At 47.4% G+C, this 23,091-nt stretch carries 23 protein-coding genes and 1 pseudogene; 11 read left to right on the top strand and 13 right to left on the bottom strand.

The window, feature by feature from the left end:
- Position 1 precedes the first annotated feature (1 nt).
- The 7 genes from P401_RS0103095 to P401_RS0103065 all read right to left on the bottom strand — a co-directional run bounded on the left by P401_RS0103095 (position 2) and on the right by P401_RS0103065 (position 6,907).
- Complete coding sequence (locus P401_RS0103095) at positions 2 to 889, bottom strand: ABC transporter ATP-binding protein (protein ID WP_029341173.1); 888 nt, start codon at positions 887 to 889, stop codon at positions 2 to 4.
- Positions 861 to 1,607 (bottom strand): ABC transporter permease subunit, encoded by a 747-nt coding sequence (locus tag P401_RS0103090; protein ID WP_029341172.1) that lies wholly within the window; start codon positions 1,605 to 1,607, stop codon positions 861 to 863. Before P401_RS0103090 ends, P401_RS0103095 begins: the two co-directional genes overlap by 29 nt.
- Entirely contained in the window at positions 1,604 to 2,362 is a 759-nt protein-coding gene (locus P401_RS0103085; RefSeq protein WP_029341171.1) for an ABC transporter permease family protein, read from the bottom strand. The genes P401_RS0103090 and P401_RS0103085 overlap by 4 nt, the downstream gene beginning before the upstream one ends.
- Positions 2,349 to 3,545, bottom strand: coding sequence for an ABC transporter substrate-binding protein (locus tag P401_RS0103080; RefSeq protein ID WP_029341170.1), 1,197 nt, complete (start codon positions 3,543 to 3,545; stop codon positions 2,349 to 2,351). The genes P401_RS0103085 and P401_RS0103080 overlap by 14 nt, the downstream gene beginning before the upstream one ends.
- Positions 3,546 to 3,564: 19 nt before the next feature.
- A complete protein-coding gene (locus tag P401_RS0103075) occupies positions 3,565 to 4,323 on the bottom strand; it encodes an SDR family NAD(P)-dependent oxidoreductase (RefSeq protein WP_029341169.1) in 759 nt (252 codons plus the stop codon).
- Complete coding sequence (locus P401_RS0103070; RefSeq protein ID WP_029341168.1) at positions 4,323 to 5,294, bottom strand: MBL fold metallo-hydrolase; 972 nt, start codon at positions 5,292 to 5,294, stop codon at positions 4,323 to 4,325. The genes P401_RS0103075 and P401_RS0103070 overlap by 1 nt, the downstream gene beginning before the upstream one ends.
- A 173-nt stretch (positions 5,295 to 5,467) precedes the next feature.
- Complete coding sequence (locus P401_RS0103065) at positions 5,468 to 6,907, bottom strand: NADP-dependent glyceraldehyde-3-phosphate dehydrogenase (protein ID WP_029341167.1); 1,440 nt, start codon at positions 6,905 to 6,907, stop codon at positions 5,468 to 5,470.
- A gap of 218 nt (positions 6,908 to 7,125) precedes the next feature.
- Here P401_RS0103065 and P401_RS0103060 point away from each other — a divergent pair, with 218 nt between their 5' ends.
- Positions 7,126 to 8,004: a chemotaxis protein CheV gene (locus P401_RS0103060; RefSeq protein WP_029341166.1), complete on the top strand. Its 879-nt coding sequence runs from the start codon at positions 7,126 to 7,128 to the stop codon at positions 8,002 to 8,004.
- Positions 8,005 to 8,051: 47 nt separating this feature from the next.
- On the opposite strand, the gene P401_RS0103055 is transcribed toward P401_RS0103060, so the two are convergent.
- The gene (locus P401_RS0103055) at positions 8,052 to 8,420 is read right to left on the bottom strand and encodes an Hpt domain-containing protein (protein ID WP_029341165.1); all 369 of its coding nucleotides are present in this window, start codon (positions 8,418 to 8,420) and stop codon (positions 8,052 to 8,054) included.
- Between the two features lie 122 nt (positions 8,421 to 8,542).
- Here P401_RS0103055 and P401_RS0103050 point away from each other — a divergent pair, with 122 nt between their 5' ends.
- Entirely contained in the window at positions 8,543 to 9,478 is a 936-nt protein-coding gene (locus tag P401_RS0103050) for a magnesium transporter CorA family protein (RefSeq protein ID WP_029341164.1), read from the top strand.
- 80 nt (positions 9,479 to 9,558) lie between these two features.
- Here the strand turns inward: P401_RS0103050 and P401_RS17475 are convergent.
- A pseudogene (locus P401_RS17475) lies at positions 9,559 to 10,662 on the bottom strand (PP2C family protein-serine/threonine phosphatase).
- A 126-nt stretch (positions 10,663 to 10,788) separates the two neighbouring features.
- Here P401_RS17475 and ytzI point away from each other — a divergent pair.
- Positions 10,789 to 10,962, top strand: coding sequence for a YtzI protein (ytzI, locus tag P401_RS18425; RefSeq protein ID WP_143404442.1), 174 nt, complete (start codon positions 10,789 to 10,791; stop codon positions 10,960 to 10,962).
- A 133-nt stretch (positions 10,963 to 11,095) separates the two neighbouring features.
- Positions 11,096 to 11,647: a hypothetical protein gene (locus P401_RS0103035; protein WP_029341163.1), complete on the top strand. Its 552-nt coding sequence runs from the start codon at positions 11,096 to 11,098 to the stop codon at positions 11,645 to 11,647.
- A 52-nt stretch (positions 11,648 to 11,699) separates the two neighbouring features.
- On the opposite strand, the gene P401_RS0103030 is transcribed toward P401_RS0103035, so the two are convergent.
- Together P401_RS0103030 and P401_RS0103025 are read right to left on the bottom strand one after the other, a co-directional pair.
- On the bottom strand, positions 11,700 to 12,284 hold the full coding sequence (locus P401_RS0103030; RefSeq protein WP_029341162.1) for a YdcF family protein: 585 nt from the start codon (positions 12,282 to 12,284) through the stop codon (positions 11,700 to 11,702).
- A 150-nt stretch (positions 12,285 to 12,434) separates the two neighbouring features.
- Positions 12,435 to 13,259 (bottom strand): endonuclease I family protein, encoded by an 825-nt coding sequence (locus tag P401_RS0103025; RefSeq protein ID WP_029341161.1) that lies wholly within the window; start codon positions 13,257 to 13,259, stop codon positions 12,435 to 12,437.
- A 337-nt stretch (positions 13,260 to 13,596) separates the two neighbouring features.
- On the opposite strand from P401_RS0103025, the gene amyS reads away from it, so the two are divergent.
- Positions 13,597 to 15,138: an alpha-amylase gene (gene amyS / locus P401_RS0103015; RefSeq protein WP_029341160.1), complete on the top strand. Its 1,542-nt coding sequence runs from the start codon at positions 13,597 to 13,599 to the stop codon at positions 15,136 to 15,138.
- Between the two features lie 46 nt (positions 15,139 to 15,184).
- Here the strand turns inward: amyS and P401_RS0103010 are convergent, their stop codons facing one another.
- Complete coding sequence (locus tag P401_RS0103010) at positions 15,185 to 15,799, bottom strand: NAD(P)-dependent oxidoreductase (protein ID WP_029341159.1); 615 nt, start codon at positions 15,797 to 15,799, stop codon at positions 15,185 to 15,187.
- Positions 15,800 to 15,980: 181 nt separating this feature from the next.
- On the opposite strand from P401_RS0103010, the gene P401_RS0103005 reads away from it, so the two are divergent.
- From P401_RS0103005 to P401_RS0102980, 6 genes are all read left to right on the top strand, one after another.
- Positions 15,981 to 16,673, top strand: a complete 693-nt coding sequence (locus P401_RS0103005) for a hypothetical protein (protein WP_029341158.1) — start codon at positions 15,981 to 15,983, stop codon at positions 16,671 to 16,673.
- A 17-nt stretch (positions 16,674 to 16,690) separates the two neighbouring features.
- Positions 16,691 to 17,614: an AAA family ATPase gene (locus P401_RS0103000; RefSeq protein ID WP_029341157.1), complete on the top strand. Its 924-nt coding sequence runs from the start codon at positions 16,691 to 16,693 to the stop codon at positions 17,612 to 17,614.
- 6 nt (positions 17,615 to 17,620) lie between these two features.
- Complete coding sequence (locus tag P401_RS0102995) at positions 17,621 to 18,688, top strand: DUF58 domain-containing protein (protein WP_029341156.1); 1,068 nt, start codon at positions 17,621 to 17,623, stop codon at positions 18,686 to 18,688.
- Positions 18,689 to 18,716: 28 nt separating this feature from the next.
- Positions 18,717 to 19,577, top strand: coding sequence for an ABC transporter permease subunit (locus P401_RS0102990; RefSeq protein WP_029341155.1), 861 nt, complete (start codon positions 18,717 to 18,719; stop codon positions 19,575 to 19,577).
- Complete coding sequence (locus P401_RS0102985; protein WP_029341154.1) at positions 19,577 to 20,605, top strand: ABC transporter permease subunit; 1,029 nt, start codon at positions 19,577 to 19,579, stop codon at positions 20,603 to 20,605. Before P401_RS0102990 ends, P401_RS0102985 begins: the two co-directional genes overlap by 1 nt.
- A 114-nt stretch (positions 20,606 to 20,719) precedes the next feature.
- Positions 20,720 to 21,892, top strand: coding sequence for an MFS transporter (locus P401_RS0102980; protein ID WP_029341153.1), 1,173 nt, complete (start codon positions 20,720 to 20,722; stop codon positions 21,890 to 21,892).
- Positions 21,893 to 21,944: 52 nt separating this feature from the next.
- Here the strand turns inward: P401_RS0102980 and P401_RS18005 are convergent, their stop codons facing one another.
- Positions 21,945 to 23,054 (bottom strand): MFS transporter, encoded by a 1,110-nt coding sequence (locus tag P401_RS18005; protein ID WP_029341152.1) that lies wholly within the window; start codon positions 23,052 to 23,054, stop codon positions 21,945 to 21,947.
- Positions 23,055 to 23,091 lie beyond the last annotated feature (37 nt).

The following is a 23,091-nucleotide window of genomic DNA, read 5'->3' as shown; positions in this document are numbered from 1 at the left end:
ATCACCCCTCCTTTCTAACGATATACCCTTCTTTCACCTGAATCGTCTCGTCTGAAGAGAGCACGAGACGTTCTCCGGACGCCCGTTCTACTTCGTAGAAACGTACACCGTATTGAATGAGTTCTTTTGTAATCGTAACACGTTCATCCGTTTCCTTCGTCGGTCTTGAGACCAAGTTGACTGCCGTCAACGGATGCCATGTTTCTTCAATCTGAATGCCTTCGCCAAAAAACGGACTTGTCTGGCTAAGCGTAATTGGTGTACCATGATCGACGATTCGCCCCTGTTCTAAGACATATACCACATCCGCCATCGCCATTGCCTCTTCCCGGTCGTGTGTGACAAGGAGTGTCGTGACACCTTGTTCCTCGGTCAACTTCCGAATCAATGTCCGAAGTTCCCGTCGTCTCGGTACATCTAGACTCGAGAACGGTTCATCGAGCAACAAGAAGTCCGGTTGACTTGCTAGCGCACGAGCTAAGCTTGCCCGCTGTTGTTCACCCCCTGAGAGTTCGTGGACGGCACTTTTTTCTCTTCCCTCGAGTCCCACGCGATGTAACCAGGATTTGAGCTCGATTGGTGTTAATTGTTTTGCACCGAGACGGATGTTCTGTTCTACGTTCAAATGTGGGAACAATAGAGACCGTTGAAACATCATCGTCACACCACGTTGATTCGGCGAAAGAACAGTGACATCTCGATCCCCGAATTGAATCACTCCACTCGTCACACGTTCAAGACCCGCAATCAGCCGGAGTAGCGTCGTCTTCCCACTACCGCTCGGTCCAACTAATGCCACACATTGTCCAGACGCGATCTTTAAATCGATATCAGATAATACACGCTTCGTTCCAAATCGTTTATTGACTTGTTGTATCGTGACTTCCATTTAAACGCCTCCGTACGATTCGTATCCAACTAGAAAAAATAACGGCTTGCAACGCATAAAAGAGAACGGGCAACCCGATCAACCACAGTGTCGCGAGACGCGCCGCCCCTTGAGAATTACCGGAATACGCCGGGAACACCTCCAGTGCGATCATGCGGACGATCCCACCACCGATTAACGCCACCAGTGCATACTGACTGATCGTGATCACCGTGACGAGCAACGTCACGGATTGTAGCGTCGATCGAAGCATAGGACCCGTCAAATAGAACCAACGTTTGAATCGATTCCCCTCGATCAAAACCATCTGTTCGAGCATCCGTTCCCCGAGCGCCTGAAATCCGTTCGTGTACAAGCGAACTGTATATGGCAAGGTCGGCAGAAGTAACACGAGCAGGACACCGAAAAACCGATCTGCTAGACCAAGACGAATCCATGTCAAATAAAGACCAAAGGACAGCAACAAGACAGGAACAAACAACGGTAAACTGATCAAGAACTCCGCTATACGAACACGTTTCCCCGCTTGAAAGGCAATCGCTTTTCCTGCCATGTATCCGAAGAGATGATTCAACAACACGACGGCACAGATCATCGCGACCGTCGTACCAAGCGTCGCTTCAAGACGCGGATTCCAGTTCCACTTCCCCGGAATCAATCCGATCAAGGGGACGATGAATAGGAGCACGACGAATACAGTAGTACTAATTTTTTTCATTCGCTCCGCCCCCTACTAATCTTCGTTGCCAGTGGGCGTGTCAAACCAGTCATGAGCAACAAGAGGAAGAAAAGTCCTCCCGTCAAAACGACACTCATCGCAAAAGCGAGTGGTTGCTCTGATAAATCGCCTTGTGTATATAAATCGAACGCATAGACTCCGAGTAATTTCGGATAGGTCACACCAAGTAATGCAGGGATTTCATATGCGAACAGGATGAAGGCAAGTAAAATAAAAGCTGCTTCTAGCATCGGTACAAGTAAAAATACACCTCGCGCATGCCAAAAACGGCGCACCGGTGACAAACCGAGCATCGTACCGAGCTCTTGATAACGTGGATCAAGACGCCGGACCACCGGTAAGAGATAAAAAAAGACGAACGGAATTTCTTTATATAGATACGTCAGGATGACACTAAAATAATTCCCTTCGTGCGGTCCAATGACAGGCACATCACTGAGATAGAGGATGGCGAGATACGCCGCTCCTAGATGAGGAATGAATAACGGAATCGCAAGTAACGCGGCTAGTCGTGTTCTGCTCAAGAGCCGAGCGAGCACTACACCAATGATCAGCGCGAGCACCGTACTGACAATCGCCACGTAACTACTGACGGCTAGACTTTCTAAAAAGACATCATCCGTCAGTAGCTCGCGGTAATCAGCAGGTGAAGTCATCGAGACACTTACCCATAACCCATATAAGACCATGCCTGCCATCAAGATGGCGGCGGGATATGCGTTACCGCGCCACACGAGACGGCCATTCCTTACGGATCATCTCAAAGATGGACGGGTCGAGTTCCGTCCGGACCTTTCCTTCAAAGACACTCGGTTTCGGTGTTGACGGTGCAGCCGGTACATCAGCGAACTGTTTTTGTTCTGCCGTATCAAGTGTCGATAAATCAAGACTTGAACCGTCTCCCCAGTAAGTTGCATCATATTTTTTCAACTGCGCCTCTGGTGACAACAAGGTGTTGATCGCAACGAGTGCACCTTTCGGGTTCGGTGCATTGAACGGTACAGAAAGGAAATGTGTCGACGCGATTGAGCCCTCCTTCAAGACGATTGGACGTGTTTGTTTCGGGAACGTACCTGACTTCACTTCTTGTTCTGCCCGTCGTTCGTTGAAGCCCATCGTAAAGTCGACGTCTCCTTTTGCGTATAACTGATCAAGTTGCGCAAGCGTTTTTGGATACGTCTTCCCTTTTTTCCAAAGATATGGCTTGATTTCGTTCAAGTAAGCCCATGTCTTCTTAAAATCTGCTTTTGGATCCTTTAACGTTTCATTCGATTCGACACCATACATGACATGGCGGACGAAGGCATTCCCCGTAAAGTCCGTCACTTCCGGATAAGTGAAGCGCCCTGGATTCTCCTTGACCCAAGACTTCAACGCTTTCAAGTCGGTCGGTGGCGACTTCACATCGGCTGCGTCATAGTGCAACGTGTATTGGACTTTCCCCCACGCGGCTTCCAAACCTTCTGTTTTTGTGCCGCTATCTGAACTTTGCGCGGCAGCATCGACATACTTCATGTTCGGGAGGACTTTCGTGATTTCGCCATACAGTAAATCATCTTTTTTAGCATTTAAAAAATTATCGCCATTGATCCAGACGACATCGATGACACCTTTTTCCTTACCTGCCTGCTTCTCAGCACGCAGTTTTTGAATGATATCCGCCGTCTCGATTGGAACCCGTTCTAAGGTGATGTTGTGTTCCTTCTTCAGACGCGGTGCTACGTACTCATCGATGTAGGCATTGATGCCGTCATCGCCGCCCCACATGTACATCCGAACCGTTGATTTTTCCGCTTCTTTTTCAATCGTCTGATATGAAGTCTCTAAGACATTTTTCGGTTCCGGTGTTGCATCCGGTGTCCCACATCCTGCAAGCAGGGTACTTAAGGCAAGAAAGCTGATTACTTTTGTTTTCATTCGTTGTTCTCCTCCGTCATCACTTTTTGTCGAAACCTGATTTTCCTAACCACTCAATCAGCTGCGGCATAACGCCGTATCCTTTTGCCGAAAGCTCCATCCACCATGGTGCATTGACTTCTCGCTTGCGGCGCCGCATCGCCCGAACGACGGTCTGTGCAAGTTGTTCTTTTGATAAGACGATCGAAGCGACGTTTTTTTCATACTTTCGGCTAATGTCCGCTCTTACGAAAAATTCCGTCGCGATTGGTCCGGGATTAACCGTCATGACATGGATACCTTTTGGACGTAATTCCAGACGCAATGCATTCGAAAACTGTAACATTGCCGCTTTCGTCATGCAGTAGATCGTTGACTTCGGTGTCGGCAACTTGCCCGCCTGACTTGCAACATTGACGATCATGCCACCTTTTTTGAGTAATGGCAGACATGCTTTCGTTAAGCGAACGGGACTTAAGACATTGATTCGGTGCATCGACTCGATCGTTTCAATCGATGTGTCGTCTAGGAAGCTGAATTCCCCGAAACCTGCGTTGTTAACCAACACATCAATGTATCCATAACGATCAGCCAACATCTGCGCCAGTGCTTCCGGCGCTTCTTCTAAATCATAGACAAAGTAGTGCGCTTGAAGTTCAGATGCTAATACTTGTAATCGCTCCTCGCGTCGTGCGACTAAAATCAAGTTCGCACCTTCTTTGTGTAAAGTACGGGCTAGCGCTTCCCCAAGACCACTCGAAGCTCCTGTGATGACGATTGTCCGGTTCATGAGTTGCATTAAACTTCCTCCATTTTCGAATAGTAGAGGATACCTGATCGTTTCTCAACCGTAATCGCACCACGTGCGACGAGCGTATCAAGGCGTGCCTTCATTTCACTCATGACGAGTGGGAATGATTTTTTTAATCGGTTACCATACGTCACTTGTGCTAATTCGAATAACGTGTGCTCTCCAGAAAAATACTTGAGTAGTTGATCGCCGCGCGCCTTGCGTTGCATCAACCGTTCTTCGACGAGTGCCGCAACATCCCGAATCGGGGCACCGTGTCCGGTATAGGCGATTCGGATTTGTTCACCTTGTAGTTTTTCTAAGGAGTCGAGGTACGCAAGGACAGGTCGTTTGACGAGCGCATCATCTCCTGGTTGCGGTTGTTCGAGCAACGGGTTCGGTTCGACCCGGTCGAGCAAATGATCGGCTGCGAACAACACACCATCATCACTTAGAATTCCGATTTGGTCACTCGCATGTCCTGGTAGTTCGATGACACGGTATCGCCCAGACGGTGTGATGGCGTCACCTTCTTGTAATGTGAAATCGAGCTGACCTTTCCCAAGCCATTTCAAGGCAGATTGATAGCTTGGTAACATTTCTTGAATGGCTGACGGAACACCAAACGATGTCGCCAATCGCTGCAAGAACGCATCTCCATTGTTCAAGAACGTCTCATCTTGCTCCAAGTACGGGCGTAACCGCGCATGTCCGTAAACCGGAATCCCTTTTTCTGAAAAGCGATGCGCCATCCCAGCGTGATCCGCATGGTGATGTGTCACGATGACACGATCGAGATCCTCGACTTGAAGATCATGTCGTGCCAAGATTTGTTGCATCGCTTGCCACGCTTCAAGTGTATCGGGGCCACAATCAATGAGGATGTTCTCCCCTTCTGTTCGTAATACGTAGCAGTTCACGTCTCCTACCGGAAATGGTGTCGGAATCGGAATCGAAATGATTTCGTCTGATACAGTCATGCCTACACGCCTCTTTTCTCTCGTCCATTTTCTTTCATTATAGAGAGAATGAAGCTATAGCGCCAAACTTTGTGCGTCAACGGATGACATTTGTTGTTTAGCATACGTTAGCGCTTCAAAAACGGATGCACAAAAAACCGACCTTTCCGCAGATTGAAAGGTCGGTTAACAACTTATTTTAAGTTAAGAACTGTTAATTTATCACGCGTCATCGAAGCGAGGCTTCGTCCGACACCTTGTACGCCGAGTCCCGATGATTTCACACCGATGAATGGGAAGTGGTCAGGACCACGTTCCGTCCGGCCATTGATTTGAACAGAACCAGTTTCAAGCGCATCTGCTACCGCAAACGCTGCATCGATGTTCTCTGTGAAGACACTTGCTTGAAGACCATACTCTGATTCGTTCGAGTACGCGATCATCTCGTCAACCGAGTTAACACGGATGATTGGGAGAACTGGTCCGAACGGCTCTTCCCAAGCAACGCGCATGTCGCGTGTCACATTGTCAAGAAGCGTTGGTTCAATCAAGTTTGCCGTACGTCCACCACCAATGACGAGCGTTGCACCTTTGTCAGTTGCATCCGTGATCAATCCTTCGACGAAATCCGCTGATTTCGTATCGATGAGTGGTACGACGACACTGTCTTGTTCAGGAGAACCGACTGTCAATTTCGCGATTCGCGTTTTAAGTTCTTCAATGAGTGCATCCGCTTGGTGATCAAGAACGAAGACGCGTTTGATTGCTGTACAACGTTGACCTGAGTAAGAGAACGCACCACTGATAATGTGATCTGCCGCAAGTGACAGGTTTGCATCTTCAAGGACGAGTGCTGGGTCTTTTCCGCCAAGTTCGAGGACGAGTGGAATCATTGCCGATTGACGAGACAAATGTTGCCCTGTTCCTGTACCACCAGTGAATGTAATCATGTTGATTCCTGGGTGAGCTGTCAAGTAATCACCGATGACCGATCCACGACCTGTGACGATATTGACGAGTCCAGCTGGAAGACCTGCTGCGACGAGTGCCTCGACCATCAAGATACCGCTGATCGAACCTTGTGTTGCTGGTTTGAAGACAACAGCGTTCCCTGTCATGAGTGCAGGTGCAAGTTTTGCTGCTGCCAAGTTGACTGGGTAGTTGAATGGTGAGATCGCAAGAACGACGCCGAGCGGTGCTTTTTTGATGACTGCGATTTTTTTCGCACTACCGCCAGGGAACGAATCCCCTTGCATCATCTGACCGTCGAAACGAAGACCTTCTTCCGCTGTGTAGCGAATGATTTCAGCTGTCCGTTTGACTTCTTTGACGCCATCCGCACGTCCTTTACCGACTTCGCGCATGATGACTTCACCGATTTCGTCGGCACGTTTCTCGAGTTCCGTTGCCCACGCATGAAGCAATTCAGCCCGTTTGTTTGCCGGTTGCTTTGCCCATTCTGCTTGTGCCGTTTTCGCTGAAGCGATGGCACGATCGACTTCTGGTTTCGTCATCGCTTGAACACGACCGACAAGATCCTCTTTATATGGTGAAGAGATTTCAATCGTCTCTTTTGATTCACTTTCATGCCATTGCCCATCTAGTAAAAATGTGTAGGTTGTTGCTGTAGTCATTCCACTCTACCTCCATTTATTTTTATCTCTCTCATTTCAGTGTGTGGCTGCATAGCTTATTGTAATCAATTGGTCAGACAAATGCCAAACTTTTTGCTTAACATATTATGAAAGCGATTACAACACTTTTTTTGTCAATTCAGAACTAGAATTTTTAGCGTAGCATGCCGATAACTAGTCAGAAGTGAAGTGAAGGTAATGGAAAGGGGCACAACCATATGTATAATCAGCACGATATTTTATTAGAAGCCGGTACGAATGAACTCGAGATCGTCATCTTCCATTGCGGTCCATATACGTTCGGAATCAACGTCATGAAGGTCCGGGAAATCATCGTTCCGCTCCCAATGACACCACTCCCAGGTACACCGGACGCTGTCAAAGGATTGATTGAACTGCGTGGCGAAGTCATGACAGTCATCGATTTGCCGACGGTCATCGGTGTTCCCCACGACGAAGCAACCGAGGATCGATTGATCATCTGTGAATTTAATGGAGAAAAGAGCGTCCTGCGTGTCGATTCCGTGACGGAAATCCGTCGTATCTCATGGGAGCAGATCGATACACCAAACGAACTCGCTCGTGGCATCGAAGGACTGACGAACGGTGTCGTCAAAACAGGCGACAAGATGATTATCCTGCTCGACTATGAAAAAATCGCACTTGAGCTCTCACGCAAGGATATCTTCGCCCGCGAAGAAGGACGACGCGTGCAGTCCCGTGACCGATCCGACAAAGTCATCTGGATTGCCGAAGACTCGGAAATGCTCCGGACATTGATCATCGAAACACTCGAGGAAGCCGGTTACCACGGACTGAAATGGTTCATCAACGGCAAAGAAGCCTTTGATGCTTTCGAACAAGGAAGTAACTGTGATCTCCTCATCACGGATATCGAGATGCCGAAGATGGATGGACTCCATTTGACAAAACGTCTTCGTGAGGACGATCGCTATGGTGAATTACCAATCATCGTCTTCTCGTCGTTGATTTCCGACGATTTACGTCATAAAGGCGAGTCCGTTGGTGTCAATGCACAAATCACGAAACCGGAAATCGGTCGTCTGATCGAGACAGTGGATTCTTACGTCTTGTAAATCAAAAAAAGCCGACATGAAGTCGGCTTTTACTATTTATTTCATCCTTAACGTAAAGCGTCAATGTTTTTCCCAGTAAAGACATCGAGCCAGACGACACGGAATTCCACCATGCATTGCTCAATCCGATCGACGATTTCTTGTGTTCCGGTCATCGAACCAGATTCTGCTTCTTTTTCAAGCAGTTCGAAATCATCCGCTAAATCATCAGCAGCAACGGAATAGGAAGCACCTTTTAACAAGTGAGCCAGCTTTTCAGTTTGCTCAGCATCTTGTTTGGCGACGGCATCTTTTAGTTCAGGAAATTTCCGATCGAACTGTGCGATATACGTCTCTCCGATTTTTTGAAGGAACACGTGGTCTCCACCTGCGATCGATTGAAGTTCTTCGAGCTTCTTAGCATTAAAAAAAGGCATGTCTTCCCCTCCTCTGTTTTCATCTTATCACTAATCTTCATAAAAAAAAATCGGAGAATCATTTACACGCCGTCGTATCTATTTCTATAATGAGACAGTGAAGAGCAGGAGGGATAGACAATATGTTGACGATTTATCGAAGCGATGTCACCGGGGCAGTCAACGAGATACAGGAGTTCACGAAAGGTTCCTGGATCCATCTTGTCAATCCGACAAAGGACGAAGCCGACCAAGTCATCGCTGCTACGAAAATTCCAGAGGATTTCATTTATGACCCTTTGGACGTGGAAGAAAAACCACGTTTTGAAAAAGATGAAGAAGGTCTTCTGATGATCGTCGACGTTCCCTACATCGAAGAAGAATCATCAGGACGCCGTTATAATACGATCCCGCTCGGTATCATCGTGACATCCCGTCATTTTATCACCGTTTGTTCGCAACAGCTCGACGTGTTGACGTTGTTCTCGAGTGGTAAGTTACGTGGATTCCGAACGAATTATCGATCGCGTTTCGTATTCCAGATTCTCTACAAAGTCAGTTCTTCGTATTTACGTTTCTTGCGTCAAATCGATCGTCGCATGGACGAACTTGAGGAAGAACTACAACGTTCGATGCGAAATCAAGAAATCTTTCAATTAATGAACCTTCAGAAGTCATTAGTTTATTTCATGACGTCCTTGAAATCGAACGACGGTGTCCTCGACCGGATTATCAAGACACCAAGTCTTGAGAAACACGAAGACGATGAGGACTTACTCGAAGACGTCTTCGTCGAACACCGTCAAGCAATGGAAATGGCACAAATCTATAAAGATATCATCAGTTCGACAATGGATACATTCGGTTCCGTCATCTCGAACAATGTCAACTTCGTCATGAAGTTTCTTGCTTCGATTACGATCGTCATCTCGATTCCGACGATGATTTCCGGGATGTTCGGGATGAACGTTCATGTTCCATGGGAAGGAGAAGTCATCGGATTCTGGATCGTCTTCGGAATGATGATTTTCTTCTCCGGTCTAGCAGCTTTTATCCTATGGCGGAGAAGGTTCTTTTAGTTCAAGTAGATTCAGAGCTTGTAAGACTCAAAAAAGACTCAGTGACGGTGTTGCCGTCGCTGAGTCTTTTCACTTACAGGTTAATTGATTTCGACCGTCACGAGACACAGGTCATCCGCTTCATCGCTCTGATCCGGTTGAATCAACTGATGGATGTTCGGTCCTTGTTGTTCGATCAGGTTCTGGATAGCGTGGATTCCCTCATCGATACCTTTACTGTACAATTCCATGAAACCATCCGTGTACAGGTAGACACATCCTGGTGAGACGATGTCGATCGTCTTGCTCGAATATGTCGAGTCTTCAAACATACCGACAGGAAGTCCCGTATTCTCAAGCGGAATGATTTGATCATTCATGCGCAACAAACCAGGCGGGTGCCCTGCGTTCGCATAGCTGAGCTTCATCTCATCTAGGTCGATGTAGAGGTAAACGGCAGTGAAATAGATTTCTGTCTAGTCTCCTGGGAACAATCGACTCATCTGCTGATTCAATTCTTCGAGTACTTGTGCTGGATCACCAATCCGGTGCACGAGTTCGAATAAAATCGAGCTCATTCCCATCGTGATCAGCGCAGAAGAGACACCGTGTCCCATGACGTCAAACAAGATGATGCCGTATTTATTCTGAGAGATGCGGTACCAGGCGTACATATCTCCCGCTAGTTTCTTAGACGGGATATACGTCGCCATGATGCGGATCTCATCGTCTTCAATATTCGCACTGAGCACACTCTGTTGCAGTTTTTGCGCCAAATCAAAGTCTTCCTGTAATACTTTTTCATATCGTTTTCGCGCATCGATTGCTTGCTTCAGACCGATCGCGTTACGAACTCGCGCGAGCAATTCCGTTTTACGGATTGGTTTCGTTGTATAATCGGATGCCCCTGCATTCAGTCCATCAACGATATCTTCTTCGTTTGATCGCCCGGAAACAATCAGAATTGGCAATTCATCGAGACCAAACCGTTTTCGAATCAAACGTGTCGCTTCGATTCCGCTGATCCCTGGCATTTCGACGTCGAGGAGAACGACGTCCAACTGTTCGATGAATAACGGATCGTCCATTAATTCGATTGCTTCTTCCCCACTCATTGCTTTGACGACGTCATAGCCTTCATTTTCTAACAAGCGCTCTAAGAGCATTAAATTGGTTAACTCATCATCTACGACCAAAATACTCATCCGCCGTCACCTCGTTCCGTTTAACATGTTTATCTGAAATTAGTTTAGCACACAACCTACAATTTCGTTTAGACGGAAGCTGCGTTTTCCGTCATACTAGAAAGTGAACGAAAGGAGGAGTGGACTATGTGGTTATATGTCGTCTCCATTCTCATCATCGTATTCGTCTTGGTCGCCTCGATTATCGTCATTTCCAAAGGATATGGCTACAAGGGGAACAAAGATGATATCGAAATCGATTATGATGAAATCAACCGAAAACTTCGTCACGAAAAAGATGATGATTCATTCAACAAATGAACCTCTTAGACCATCATATCACGGTGGTCTTTTTTGTTTCATTTCAAATACATGTTTTTTTTAGATGTTTTTGATTCAGTCACAAGGGTATATCCATATCATGGTCAAATATTATCTCAAGGGAGTGTTCATCATGGAACCGAAGCTTCAACATGATCCACACGCAGTACACGCAGAACAACCGAATCGCCAGTTCGATCAGGAAGAATCATCAGGTCGTCAAATCAACCTCGTCACAGGGATGTTGCTCGGTGCCCTTGTTGGCGGTCTATTGACGCTACTTAGTTCTTCGTCCCGCCAAAATACGAAACAGAGTTTACGTGGTGCGAAAGATTCCGTCTCGACCCTCGCCTCTTCCATCAAGGAAGATCCTTCAGGTAAAGCATCACAAGTCATCACTCAAGTGAAGAGTGCTTCAAGCATCATTCAAGAAGTCGCGTCTGATGTTCAGAATGTCTATGATAAAGTGAACACAGAACTTGAAACGGTGAAGTCAGATGCCTCTACGGTGAAAGAGACAGTAAATGAGACGAAAGGTGACTTAAATGCTATCAGCAATAAAGTCGTCGAAGCGAAGGATGTCGCACTCGGCAAAGAAGAACCACCAGCAGAGCATGATGCTTCCGACAAACAAGCAAATGACTCTCAATCTTCTGAGGAAAAACATAAAGGTGAAGGCATCTAATCATTCAATGCACTTCTTCTTTCTCCCCGACATGTTTAGCGTGTCGGGGATTTTAGCGTAGAAATTGAACAACGATCGCAACGCGTTCGCGCATCCCGAATCGAAGAACTCCTGAAAGTGGCGTTTCAGCCGGAATCGCATCCGTCCGTAAACCGAGTTGCTGTGCTTCTTTACGAGCACGGTATAAGTGGAAATCCGACGTGACGATTGAGACGCGTCGGACGTCCTTTGGCAACAACGCTTTTGAAAACTTTAGATTTTCTGTCGTTGATGTCGAGTCGGCTTCAAGGATCAATCGCTCTTCAGCAATCCCGGACGCCATCATTCCGCGTCGCATCGCTTCTGCTTCTGAAATATCTTCATCCTGACCTTGTCCACCACTTAAGATGAAGCGGACTTCTGAACGTTGTTTCCCATATGCAGCAGCTGCCTGAATCCGATTATGTAGGATTTGCGAAGGTTTTTCTCCTTTGACACCCGCACCGAGGACAATGACATACGGTGACGTCCCATCAGCGAGTGGTCGCTCCCCTTTATTGACGAAAATACCGACACTGTACCAGAAGGCGACACAAGCGACGAGCCCCCCACCAACCATCCATTTGATGTTTCGTTTGTTAAACGTGCGTTTGATCATACCGTACGACCTTTCTACTAAAAAATGGCTTACGGTAAGCACTACGCATGATTCTTCAAAAAGTTTCAAGACCGTGGTGCTTCACAGCATAAAAAATGCGATCTTCTCTTCTCTTGAGAACATCGCATTTTCCTATTGATTGACTCGTCATCAATTTCCCCAAATTGATGTTACGTATTCCGGATGATCGATGAACGGATTCCGGTTTTTTTGCCACTTCTCGAAGATGACATCGTTGCGACGTTTCTCGAAGCTATCGACTGGGTCAAGCTTATTCCATGCTTTCAGCGTCGACAATTTGCCGTGTAACGGGTTCGAACCATTATTGACGTTTTCTGAGGCTTCGAGATCGATTTCTCCGCCACCTTCATAACGAACCGCCATGTAGAAGATCATCCGCGCGATATCACCTTTGACACGGTTTGGTGGTTCCCACGAATCGCTATCGCGGTAGCAATCACATCCACTGTACTTCGTACCGCCATTATCGAAATCTAGATTCCCACGTGCGCTGTTGACGACGACATCTTCCGGACGCAAGTGATGCAAGTCTGTTCCAGGACCGTTCGTCGTACCAAAGTCACCGTGTGACTTGGCCCAGACATGTTCACGATTCCACTGACCGACATTCCCACCGTTACTGCTCTTTGAAATCGATTTCCCCGTGTATAACTCGATGACGTTATTCGCATTGTTTGGATCTTGATCCGTTTCTTTCAGTGCTGTCCATACCGTGTCGTATGACACTTGTGTATGGTTGTCGATGATATCGTGCAGCGATGCCTTCAACGCTGCCCCTGTCTTCCCCGCTGCTGGTAAATAGTACGCATCGATCGTCGATTGTGACGTAACCATCTGCGGACCAGCTGAAACTTGTTTTGGATCAACTGTTTTTGCTGTGACCGGTGTAAAGACGATTGACCCGAGCGCAAGTGTTGCAGCAAGCGCACCTGTGACCTTTGACTTCCAGTTCATGTGTGTTCCCCCTTAAATAGTATGTATGAAAGCGGATGTTACACGCTCATTTTCACACCGAATCCATTCCTGGTGGAAGATGGACGATAGACCTGCTTTTTTGAAGATGAGTCGTCGTTCAGAATATTCATTGAAAGGCAACGGTTAGATGGTCCTGATTTTTTTCATTCATGACGTCAATCCCATCAAAATAGTTCTTCAGAAGAAATATTCTAGGGTCAAAAGTCACGAACAAAAGAGACTTACAAATAAGAATCCGGGACGATATTCCTCCTGTCTAAAGCTTCCCTATAATAAATAATGCAAGCGCTTTCACAAATCATGAGGAGGTCTTTACGTGAAACAAAAAAGATGGATTTTAGCAACCGTCGCATCTGCTGCTTTTTTAGCGCCACTTGCGCAACCGATTGCAGTCGGCGCAACGGCAGACAACGGAACGATGATGCAGTATTTCGAATGGTATGTGCCAAATGACGGTAACCACTGGAACCGTCTCGGGAGTGACGCAACAAAGCTTGATCAACTCGGAATTACATCGGTCTGGATTCCCCCTGCTTACAAAGGTACCTCGCAAAATGATGTCGGGTACGGTGCCTACGATTTGTACGATTTAGGTGAGTTCAACCAAAAAGGAACGGTCCGTACGAAATACGGCACAAAGGCGCAATTAAAAACGGCAATCGGACAATTGCATACCGCTGGAATCGATGTCTATGGCGATGTCGTCATGAATCATAAAGGTGGCGCCGATTTCACGGAAGCCGTCACGGCAGTCGAAATCAATCCGGGTAACCGTAATCAAGAAATCTCGGGCGATTATCAAATCCAGGCATGGACGGGATTCAATTTTGCAGCACGAAATAACCTATACTCAAACTTCAAATGGAAATGGTACCATTTCGACGGCACGGACTGGGATCAATCGCGTTCAAAAAGCGCCATCTACAAGTTCCGCGGTACCGGTAAAGCGTGGGATACGGATGTCTCAACTGAAAATGGCAACTATGATTACTTGATGTATGCGGATCTCGACTTCGATCATCCAGAAGTCCAGCAAGAAATGAAGAACTGGGGAAAATGGTACGTCAACGAACTTGGTCTTGATGGGTTCCGTCTCGATGCCGTCAAGCATATCAAACACGGTTACTTAGCGGACTGGCTCGCAAACGTTCGTCAGACGACGGGTAAACCATTGTTCACAGTCGCAGAGTATTGGCAGAACGATCTCGGCACGTTGCAAAACTACTTAAGCCGAACGAATTATCAACAATCCGTCTTTGATGCACCGCTTCATTATAAGTTCGAACAGGCAAGTAAAGGCGGCGGGTATTACGACATGCGGACGATCTTTGACGGTACTCTCGTCAAGAGCAATCCAGTCCAAGCCGTCACACTCGTAGAGAACCATGATTCGCAACCTGGACAATCGCTTGAATCAACGGTTCAGTCATGGTTCAAACCGCTTGCTTACGCGATGATTCTGACACGTGAACAAGGTTATCCGTCGGTCTTTTATGGTGACTACTATGGTACAAAGGGTACGTCGAATCGCGAAATTCCAGCACTCGCTTCGAAGATTGATCCGTTACTCAAAGCACGGAAGGACTTCGCGTTCGGGAAACAAAACGATTACCTCGATAACCAAGACATCATCGGTTGGACACGTGAAGGTGTCTCAGACCGAGCGAAATCAGGTCTTGCGACAATCCTTTCGGATGGTCCTGGCGGTAGCAAGTGGATGTATGTCGGGCTTCAGAACAAAGGAGAAGTCTGGACAGACATCACTGGAAACAACACAGCATCGGTCACGATCAACCAAGATGGCTACGGTCAATTCTTCGTCAATGGTGGTTCGGTCTCCGTCTATCGTCAACAATAAGCATTCAAAAAGGTCTCTTCCGTATGACGGGAGAGACCTTTCTTCTTCATTCAGCGAGACCGACACTCGATTTGATATGATCTTCCGTTTCAATCGCTTGTAAGAGGAAATGCGCCACATCTGCGCGATTGATTTGTTTTGCATCTTCCGGAACACCTGTATCTGCTTGACGATAAAGCCCCGTCAACGGACCGTTCAGTAAACGGAGTGGTCGGGCTACCGTATAGTTCAAATCTGCTTGTTGCAAAAGCGCGACCGCTTGACGGTGGTCCTTCAGTGGATTTTTCAGAATCCGCTGAGCGAGCATCCCTTGCACACCCGGTAATTCATCATCGACACCGGCAGACGCGACATAACCAATTCGGTCTACCCCCTGTTTTTTCATCGCTGTCACGATCCGGACGAGACTCCGTTCTAAAAAGCCACTGTATGCAAGACTCTCTGTGCCAAGAGCCGTCAGGACAGCCTCTTGCCCGGCAACAGCAGCCGTCACCGCTTCTTGATCGAGCACGTCACCCTTAACGACGTGTAACCGTTCATCACGTAGTGTCAGTTTTTCCGGACTGCGGACGAACGCTGTGACCTCATGCCCGTGATCGATCGCTTGCTTGACCAGTTCTTGCCCCGTTTGACCCGTCGCTCCAAAAATAATCAATTTCATACAAAACACCCTTTCTCTTTCAAGAACCACTGATTCCATCATACCCTCACCACTTGAAAATGAATCGTCTCACATCGTCTTTATTTTCAGAAAATTGTTTTTATTTGTTAAGCGTGTATGCTAAAATCTTCCTAAGTACATATGGATATTTTTTCCTTAAATACAGGAAGGAGAATCGCTTGTGTTACGGCAACGCTTCATCATGTCGCTTGGTGTCATTTTGATTGGTCTGTTCTTGTTTCAAACCGTCACAACATACGTCTATACGCATTACATCATGCCGGGTCCTGTTAAAAATCCATCAGACTGGCGATACGTAGATGGAGACATTGATCGTAAAACTGATCCTGGTCACTCTCATGTTAAAACAAGAGACAAGATGCCATTTAATCCAATCGCACGAATACCTGGTCCAAAGGAGCTTTGGAAATCCCTTAAAGCGGATGCCTCTGACTCCCCTCTTTCTTATCTACAATATGTCATTTTAATCAGCTTGTTTAGTTTCATGGTCTGGAAACTCGTTCAATCGCGTCGCGTGAAAAAACGGAGCAGTCCTAAAGGAGAGTTGACCGATGACGTTCCACTAGCTCAATCGATCTTTCGTCCTGCTTCTTTAAGAAAATCGCCTTATCTGTATGCATCATATTCATCTTCACGTGTCCGTAATCTCGTCATCCGCTTTGAGCAACACTTACCACGCAGTCAGCAACGTCGTCCGAACGAGACGCTTGAAGACTGGTTACGTCGGATTGAGGTCCCTGTCGACTTTCAGTTATATCGGGATATCCGCTACGGTGACGTGTCAGAAACGATCGTCACGGACGATGAGATTCTGCGCTTTGAACAACAATTAGCACGCTACTCAACCATTTAACCTTGGAGGGATTTCCTATGAAACTACAACAATTAAAAGACCAACTCAATTCGATCTATCTCGGTAAACCGGACGTCATCGATCTCTGTCTGACGGCACTCATCGCTGAAGGACACATCCTCCTTGAAGATGTACCGGGAACAGGGAAAACGATGCTTGCCAAGGCACTCGCTCAGAGCTTTGAGAGTGCCTTCTCGCGGATCCAGTTCACGGCGGACCTTCTCCCGTCAGACGTCATCGGTTCAGACTTCTTCAACTTAAAGACGCAGGAGTTCGAGAATAAACGCGGTCCATTATTCGCGAACGTCGTCTTGATTGATGAGATCAACCGCGCTGTTCCGCGGACACAATCGGCACTGCTCGAAGCGATGGAAGAACGTCAGGTCTCGATCGGTGGAACGACCTATCAGATGCCGGCCCCATTCTTCGTCATTGCGACACAAAACCCGATTGAATCGGCAGGAACGTTCCCACTACCGGACGCCCAACTCGACCGATTCATGGTCGCAATCGAAGTCGGTTATCCGGATTTTGAGAACGAACGCCGGTTATTGTCTGAGATTCTGACGAACGTCCGTCGGTCAGCTGTCGGCATCGCGTCAGGCGGTGACTTGATTTCCTGGCAGGAAGAGGCACGCCGCGTCCATGCATCGCAAGACGTGCTCGATTACTTGCTCCATATCGTCCAAGCGACACGAAACCATGAACTCATTGAAGTCGGCGTCAGTCCGCGTGGAGCGATTGCGTTGCTTCGCGCCTCGCAAAGCTACGCGTTCTTGAATCAACGCGACTTCATCATCCCGGAAGATATCAAATATCTTGCAAAACATGTCCTGTCCCACCGCCTGACACTGACACTTGAAGGTGGAATCAAGACGACGAAAGCGGCTGTCTTGACGCATATTCTGGACGACGTGCCGGTTCCGGTCGAGATGGGGTGACGAATCATGCAGATTGAACATTCCGTCCCGTTTTGGCTTGAACGCCGACTTTTTCCACTGTACGTCACGATGACGTTCATCTTCCTCTTCATTCCGCGTCTTTCCGTCCTCGGTTTCCTGTTCGCAGCTTTGGCGACGATTCATTTCGTCGTCGGGCGAACAGAAAAGCAGCTCCAACGGGACGTCGCAATCGAATGGAAACATTATGAATCCCTGATGTTCAATCAAGAACAGACGTCGCTCCACTTACAAGTCTTCGGCGTCGAAGCCTTGAATCAGCTTGGGCTCGAAGCGACACTTCGTTTGCACACAGATGGCGGAGTCATCTTCCCGGAGATGGACCCACTACACCCGGCAACATTTCATGCAGTGATTGACTCTGAAGACGCGGTGACGATTCCGATTCAGACGGTTCGCCGTGGACCGGCCGAGTTCGATGAGATCATCTTGACGATTCGCTTGCCTTGGAAGATGGGCGTCTATCTCTTTACGTTCGATACGTATCCTTCATTTACGGTTTTACCGTCCTTGACAGCGCAAGCGACGCCGCTTCTTTTACAACGTTTACGGATCGGTGATCGACCAGACCGCTACTCACCGCTCAAGAACAAACTCGTTCAACTTGGTGCAAAACCCTATACGGCGGAACCGTCAAAAGAAATCGATTGGTATGCGACGGCGAAGACCGGTCGCCTGCAGGCGAAAGTGTTCGAAACGAGCAATCAGGATACGTTTACGATTGCCTTGAATTTATCAGCCCCGAGCGGTTACGGTCTCCATCAACAATTTGAGACGTTCATTGAACAAGCCGCATTCCTGATCAGTGAATTAATCAAAGAAGGCTGTAAGATCGAACTATTCCTCAATCGACTCGACGGAGCGAACCGAATGACGCATCTCTCATTACAAGAAGGACAACCACAATTAAAACATGTCCTGATGACGCTCTCGACGGTCTCGACGCGTGATTCGTTCATCGCAACGCAACAGTTCGAACGCTACGTACTGCGCCGGAAACATATGAACAGTCAGTTGATCCAAATTGGCAATGACCGGATCCTCGCTATCGGTTGAGGATCCAAAGAAAGGAGTTTTTCCCTTCATGTTTTTTATCGCCCGAAAATCAATTCAGCTCATCGTGGCTTTTTTTGTCTTGATTGCGATCAGCGCCCTTCCGGCGCTCGTTGCGCAAATGAAATTCAACCCAGCAAGCTACTGGGAAGGTCTGAAGCAACAATTTGCTCAATTAACGAAACTTGATGAGATTACCTATTTTAACGTAACCGCTCAAAAGGAGTTCTTATTGCTTCCTACCATCAGTCCCTTTATTAAAGAGACGTTAATCATCTTTACGACAGCTATGCTGGTCTCCGCTGTGTGTGCGATTTTTTATGCTTATTTGTTTTATCGGAGTGGCCGCAAAACACGCATGATGCTGAAACAGACGACACGGACGCTTGAGATGGTTCCGGATCTGTTCTGGATCATTCTTTCACAATTCCTTGTCCTTTATCTGTTTAAAACGACCGGGTATGACAAAATCGAAATTGCGGGATCCTATGCTGAGTACATTCGTTTTTTACCGATTCTTACCCTAACGTTGACAACACTATTCTTCTTCATCAAATGGTTGACGACGCAAGTACTCGAACAGGAAGCTGCTCCTTTCCTTGAACTTGCACGGGCTAAAGGGATTCGTCCTGCCACTCTTTTCTGGAAACACTTGATTCCGACAATGATCTATCGGTTTTATCTGTTTTTCCGAGCGAATATCATTACGGTCTTATCGAGTCTCGTAATCATTGAATACACATTCGAAGTCCAAGGTATGTTCCGGTTCGTCTTTTATAATGGACAAATGCCGATTTTGATGGTCATCTTGTTCTTAATCTATCTGCCGATCTTTATCATTGATTTACTGGCAGAATGGCTAATTCCGAACGCCTGGAAAGGGGGCATTTGATGCGTCGTACTTTGATGCGAGATCCTATCTTCTGGCTATGTTTAGTTTTACTCGCTGGTTTACTGCTGCTTAGTTTTGGAAATACAATCTTCCGTGATGGTCAAGTCGATCAAATTTCGAACCGGTATGCTGAAGACGGCACGTTCCTTGCGACGTCACCACTAAAACCGTCAAGTGATCAATGGCTCGGTACAGACCGCTCTGGCAATGACCTCTTTCAATTGATGATTGAAGGATTTAAATGGACAGCCGGTATTTGTATGATTGTTGCGCTCGGTCGAATGTTTCTTTCGCTAGTGATCGCAATTCCGCTAGCTTTCCGAAGCGCTCGCGTCAATCGATACTTAAAACTTATTCTTGATGGATTTTTAGTTTTACCGCTCTCTCTTGTCGCGTTACTCATTTTGCTTCCATCACTTACGTTCTTTGATTCGACTGCTATCCCACCGTTGTTCGACCGTGTATCGTTCGAATTAATCGTCTTGATTTTGCTTGGTCTCCCCTCTTTATCGCTTTATCTGATTGCTGAGACCCGTCAGTTGCTTAGTCAAGAATTCATGATTGTCGCTCAGACGCTCGGTGGCAGTCCATGGCATCGTTTCAGACGCCATATTTGGCCACACCTTATTCCGACGTTGACAATCGTCTTTATGCAACAGTTCATTCAAACGTTGATGTTATTAGTGCATTTATCACTTTTCAAAATCTTTTTCGCTGGCACGGTTAATTTACATGTCGGAACTGCCCCAACGATTTTTGAGTGGTCCTCGATGTTCGGTTATTACTTCAACCAGTTTTCAGCGACGTCGTGGCTCAATCATATGTTCCTCGTTCCACTGATTGGACTAGCATTGATTGTCTTTTTCAGCAATCTATTCATGAGTCGGCTCGAACGGGCTTTCCAATTCCGCCAGCGATTAAAACCAATCCAGGTGCCGTCTTCTCGTGCTCAAGACGAAGCCGCTGCGACGTCGATGGTCGATCCCTTTACACTCGTTGCCCGGAACTCCCGTCACGATTCTGATTGACAATCCATTTTTTTCCTCTTACACTAGAAAAAAACATGAAATGAGGGCGTCCGATGTAAGTCATTCTGAATTCTCACTCCTAACTAAATACGTACGATATGGAGGTCATTCAGAATGAACCGGTTTACGCTTTTATTGGCCAGTCAATGGATTGCGAATGCGGGAGATGCGCTCTATATCGTCTCCCTGATCGCCATGATCTATCAAACGACAGGGCAAGCGAGTCTCGCTGCCCTGTTTCCCGTTCTCGTCACAACAGGCATGACAGGAAGCGGCTTCTTATTCGCCCAAGTCGCTCAACGTGTTCCTCATGCCTCCTTGTTGTTCGGCAGTCAACTCCTCAAGACGATCCTCTTAGGCGTCATCTGGGGATTTGATCTACCACTGCCTCTCGTCCTCGTACTCGTTGGGTGTATCGCTTTCTTCGACGGATTTGCTCGTCCGATCGAAAGTGCCTTCATCCCTCGACTGTGTCAGGATGTCCAAAAAGCTAACAGTCTCGTACAAGGTTCGAATCAAGTGATTCAGCTCATCATGTGGCCGCTCGGCGCCATCCTGGTCAGCTTGTTATCCCCTCTTTCCGTCTTGTCCGTCTCGGCTGGTCTGTTTTTAGGTGCCAGTCTCATCAGCTATCTGTTCTATCGAAGCGTCCGCTCTCTACCCGACCCTTCGATGGAAGAGGAAGACGTCTCCTTCCGGTCGAGTATTCGCTACACGCGAACGCATCCTTTCGCGAAAGCCAACACGTATCTCGTCGGAATCGATGCGTTCGTCAGTACGGCTTGGATTTCTGCTCTGTTCCTCGTCTACATCGATACACATTTCCAGCTATCGGAACGCTGGTGGGGTATCTTGAACGCCTTCTATCTGCTGAGCATGATTGCCGGCAGTTACATGATGTTACGTCGACGCAGAACACGTTCGTTGCTTTATCGCAGTATCGGTTTATCGATTGGGGCGACCTTCTTGTTTGCCTTCGCTCCAGTCGTCACACTTGCCGTGATCGCTTGTCTGTTCCAAGGGTTTGCGAGTCAAGTCCGGGCAATTGAGCTGAATACGTTGTTGCAAACGACGACACCACTCGAGCGGTTACCATATGTCTACAGCGTACAACAAACCGTTTATGCACTCTGCTTCTGTCTCGGTAGTCTATTGTTCGGATGGCTTGCCGATATGTTTGCGATCGAGCTCGTCTATGCGCTTGCAGGCGTCCTCTCCTTATTGATGTGGCAACCGGCTCGCCAAGTATTAGCACGTTCCTCTCAGGAACAACGACACGTGTCGTAATAAATGACAGTCAAAAGGACAAAGGTCAATGCACCTTTGTCCTTTTTTTGATTCAGTTCTGACGCGTTCGCGTCACACCATACAATAGAAGCAACATAAGTGAGACGAGACCGAGCGCGGCATAGGTCATCTGAAGCGAGAAGACACGTTCGACGAAGACGAACAGCGTACCGGTTCCAAGCACAGCTAAACGTTCAATGACCGAGATCATCGACGTAAACGTTGCGCGTCCATTTGGCGGCGCAACATCTTGGATGATAGTGGTCAAATAAGGCTCAGCCCAGCCATAGCACAAGTACAGCGTACCGAGTAACCCGATACTGACGAGCGGAGAGGCAACCGACAATCCGGTAAGACACACGATATAGATCATCGCCCATCCGACGGGCGATCGGAACCGAGATAATGACGCACCAATTGCCTGCATGATTTGGAATAACACGAAGACAAACCCTAAATGGACCATCGGTATTGCTTGATCCCGTAGATAGAGTTGCCAAAACTCATCGACGAAATCAATCGTTGCTGCGTATAACAAGACAAGACAAAGAATTCGGACATAGACGCGTCGAAACGAAAACCCGTTTAGCAATGTCTTCAACGAACTCGTCTTTATGTCCTGTTCTCGCGATGCTTCCTTTAAGAAAAACGTCAGGAGTACTGTTCCGAGCAAAACCCACCAGGACACGTGATAGTGCCAAATCAAGTCTACCGATTGTGCGGCGTAACTACCGACGAGTGCCGCGAGTCCAGACGTTAACAAACCACCAATCGAGATCTTTCGCCAGACCGTCTCGAATTGCTCTTCTATCCTATGCATTCGCAATGTTTCATAGACGTGGGCTTCAAGCGATCCACTGAGTGCTGCACCACCGATGCCGGCAAGGACCATCGCCAAAAGGAAGGCAGGTAATGAGTGCGCTTCAAGCAACACCGTAAACGATAACCACTCACATACGAAACCAGCCAGAATAAACGGCTTTCTGCCCCACCGGTCGGATAACAAACCGAACGGAACCTCGCCGATCAACATGACCCAAGCAAAGACGACTTCTGCGATGACGACGTCGGCAATGCTCATCCCGCGGTCTTCCCAGTAAAAGCGTTCAATTACATAAGCTGGAATGAACGAACTACTGGCTTCGATCAGGATCCAAAGCACGAGTGCTCGTCGGACTTAACAAGGCCATCTGCTTCGC

The organism is Exiguobacterium acetylicum DSM 20416 (assembly GCF_000702605.1).
GTDB classification, from domain to species: domain Bacteria; phylum Bacillota; class Bacilli; order Exiguobacteriales; family Exiguobacteriaceae; genus Exiguobacterium_A; species Exiguobacterium_A acetylicum.
This window is presented reverse-complemented; position numbering and strand designations above follow the sequence as displayed.

Bases quoted from the DNA above. Each gene is read 5' to 3' on its own strand.
- P401_RS0103070 (WP_029341168.1), bottom strand. From the start codon at position 5,294: ATGACTGTATCAGACGAAATCATTTCGATTCCGATTCCGACACCATTT.
- P401_RS0103000 (WP_029341157.1), top strand. From the start codon at position 16,691: ATGAAACTACAACAATTAAAAGACCAACTCAATTCGATCTATCTCGGT.
- P401_RS0103010 (WP_029341159.1), bottom strand. From the start codon at position 15,799: ATGAAATTGATTATTTTTGGAGCGACGGGTCAAACGGGGCAAGAACTG.
- P401_RS0103060 (WP_029341166.1), top strand. From the start codon at position 7,126: ATGTATAATCAGCACGATATTTTATTAGAAGCCGGTACGAATGAACTC.
- ytzI (WP_143404442.1), top strand. From the start codon at position 10,789: ATGTGGTTATATGTCGTCTCCATTCTCATCATCGTATTCGTCTTGGTC.
- P401_RS0102995 (WP_029341156.1), top strand. From the start codon at position 17,621: ATGCAGATTGAACATTCCGTCCCGTTTTGGCTTGAACGCCGACTTTTT.
- P401_RS0103035 (WP_029341163.1), top strand. From the start codon at position 11,096: ATGGAACCGAAGCTTCAACATGATCCACACGCAGTACACGCAGAACAA.
- P401_RS0103090 (WP_029341172.1), bottom strand. From the start codon at position 1,607: ATGAAAAAAATTAGTACTACTGTATTCGTCGTGCTCCTATTCATCGTC.
- P401_RS0102985 (WP_029341154.1), top strand. From the start codon at position 19,577: ATGCGTCGTACTTTGATGCGAGATCCTATCTTCTGGCTATGTTTAGTT.
- P401_RS0103065 (WP_029341167.1), bottom strand. From the start codon at position 6,907: ATGACTACAGCAACAACCTACACATTTTTACTAGATGGGCAATGGCAT.
- P401_RS0103050 (WP_029341164.1), top strand. From the start codon at position 8,543: ATGTTGACGATTTATCGAAGCGATGTCACCGGGGCAGTCAACGAGATA.
- P401_RS0103025 (WP_029341161.1), bottom strand. From the start codon at position 13,259: ATGAACTGGAAGTCAAAGGTCACAGGTGCGCTTGCTGCAACACTTGCG.
- P401_RS0102990 (WP_029341155.1), top strand. From the start codon at position 18,717: ATGTTTTTTATCGCCCGAAAATCAATTCAGCTCATCGTGGCTTTTTTT.
- P401_RS0102980 (WP_029341153.1), top strand. From the start codon at position 20,720: ATGAACCGGTTTACGCTTTTATTGGCCAGTCAATGGATTGCGAATGCG.
- P401_RS0103075 (WP_029341169.1), bottom strand. From the start codon at position 4,323: ATGCAACTCATGAACCGGACAATCGTCATCACAGGAGCTTCGAGTGGT.
- P401_RS0103080 (WP_029341170.1), bottom strand. From the start codon at position 3,545: ATGAAAACAAAAGTAATCAGCTTTCTTGCCTTAAGTACCCTGCTTGCA.
- P401_RS0103030 (WP_029341162.1), bottom strand. From the start codon at position 12,284: ATGATCAAACGCACGTTTAACAAACGAAACATCAAATGGATGGTTGGT.
- P401_RS0103095 (WP_029341173.1), bottom strand. From the start codon at position 889: ATGGAAGTCACGATACAACAAGTCAATAAACGATTTGGAACGAAGCGT.
- P401_RS0103055 (WP_029341165.1), bottom strand. From the start codon at position 8,420: ATGCCTTTTTTTAATGCTAAGAAGCTCGAAGAACTTCAATCGATCGCA.